At 70.7% G+C, this 1,778-nt stretch carries 3 protein-coding genes; 2 read left to right on the top strand and 1 reads right to left on the bottom strand.

Features of this window, described 5'->3' with window-relative positions; genetic code table 11:
* Positions 1-484 (bottom strand): extracellular solute-binding protein (locus AC1D01_RS33125; RefSeq protein WP_477873719.1); only part of this gene is annotated, 484 nt, incomplete at its 3' end.
* A gap of 137 nt (positions 485-621) precedes the next feature.
* Here AC1D01_RS33125 and AC1D01_RS33120 point away from each other — a divergent pair.
* A complete protein-coding gene (locus AC1D01_RS33120; RefSeq protein ID WP_477873718.1) occupies positions 622-1,428 on the top strand; it encodes an AraC family ligand binding domain-containing protein in 807 nt (268 codons plus the stop codon).
* A gap of 66 nt (positions 1,429-1,494) precedes the next feature.
* On the top strand, positions 1,495-1,778 hold a 284-nt coding region (locus AC1D01_RS33115; RefSeq protein ID WP_477873717.1), incomplete at its 3' end, for an SAM-dependent methyltransferase.

Here is a 1,778-nt window from a genome sequence, read left to right as displayed (position 1 = left end):
CGGCGAGTGCGTCCCAGGTGGTGGGCGGCGCGACCTTGTATTTCTCGAGCAGGTCCTTGCGGTAGAACAGCAGGCCGGCGTCGGTGAACCACGGCATCGCGACCAGTTTGTCGCCGACGGTGTTGTTGACGATGATGGCCGGGAAGTGTTCCTTCTCGGCGCCCTGGGTGTAGGGTTTCAGGTCGATCAGGTGGCTGGCGAGCAGGCCGGGCCAGACGACGTCGATCTGGTAGATGTCGATCTTGTCGGAGCCGCTGCCGAGGATCTGCTGGTACAGCGCGAGGCGCTCGTTCGAGTCGTTGGGCGCGTTGATGACCTGCACCTCGTTGCCGGTCTTCCGGGCCCAGGCGTCGGACTCCTCCTTGCAGAGCTGGAACTCGAGCCCGACGGCCCCGCACGAGATCTTCAGCGTGACGGCCTGGGCGCCGAAGGCCGCGAAGCAGAGGGTCGCGGCCAGGGTGGTGGCCCGGAGGATGGCTTGCATGGTGTGTCGTCTCCTGTGGTCGGGGCCGTCGTTGCGCGGCCCGCGGCACGAATTGGAGGCGCCGGGCGTTAACGCGGTATGTCGTGTCCGGGCGCGCCGTTCATGATTGAAACATGGGGCTGCCGCACAATCGGCCGATGGCTTCCTCCTCGACATCGCGCGTCACCGGCTCGCCCTGGGAGGACGTGCACGGCACGGCGATGGACAGCGACCGCCACTATGCCCGCCACTGGCACGCGACCTACGGGTTCGGCCTGATGCAGCAGGGCGCGCAGCGCTCGGCCAGCGGGCGTGGGCAGGTGGATGCACAGGCGGGGGATGTGATCACCACCAACCCCGGCGAGGTGCACGACGGCAGGCCGCTGGGCGGGCCGGCGCGGCGCTGGCGCATGGTGTACCTGTCCCCGGCGGCGCTGCTGCGTGTTTCGGGCCTGGGCGAGGACTTCGCGGTGACGCGGCCGGTGATCGCCGACGCACCGCTGCGCGCCGGGCTGCTGCAACTGTTCGCCCGGCTCGATGCGTGGGRGCAGGGGCGCATGCAGGCGCTGGGCTGCGAAGAGGCGCTGGTGCGGGTGTGCGGCGAACTGGTCGCGCGGCACGGCAGCCGCGTGCTGCCGCGCGAGGTCGGCGGCGACCTCGCGCGCGTGCGCGAGCGATTGGCCGACGACCTGCAGAACCCGCCGACGCTGGGCGAACTGGCCGCGATGGTGGGTGCCAGCAAGTACCAGCTGCTGCGGCGCTTCGAGAAGGCTTGCGGGCTGCCGCCGCACGCGTGGTTGCAGCAGCAGCGGGCCGAACGGGCGCGCGGATCGATCCGCCGCGGGCTGCCGCTGGCCGAGGCGGCGGCCGAGTGCGGGTTCTCGGACCAGAGCCACATGACACGCGTGTTCGCGCGGCTCTACGGCTTCACGCCGGGGGCGTGGCGGGCGGCGGGGCTGCAATAACGTTCAAGACGCGTTCGGCCGAGGGCCGGGAGACTGCGGGCATCGCGACTCCTGTTTCCACACGCCATGTCCTCCCCCTCGTCCTATGTCCACGGCTATCAATCGCATGAACAAGACCGGCTGACCGACCAGGCCCGCACGCTGGTCGACCTGCTGCACGGCGACACGCATTTCCCGGCCGGCAGCCGCGTGCTGGAGGTGGGCTGCGGCGTCGGCGCGCAGACGGTGACGCTGGCGCGGCGCAGCCCGCTGGCACGCTTCACCAGCTTCGACGTGTCGCACGAGTCGCTGGCCGAGGCGCGGCGGCGCATCGAGCAGGCGCGGCTCGGGAACGTGGAACTGCTGTGGGC

Source organism: Rhizobacter sp. P3_B12 (assembly GCF_056402895.1).
The sequence above is the reverse complement of the archived record's forward strand: the minus strand, read 5'-3'. Positions and strand labels throughout refer to the sequence as shown.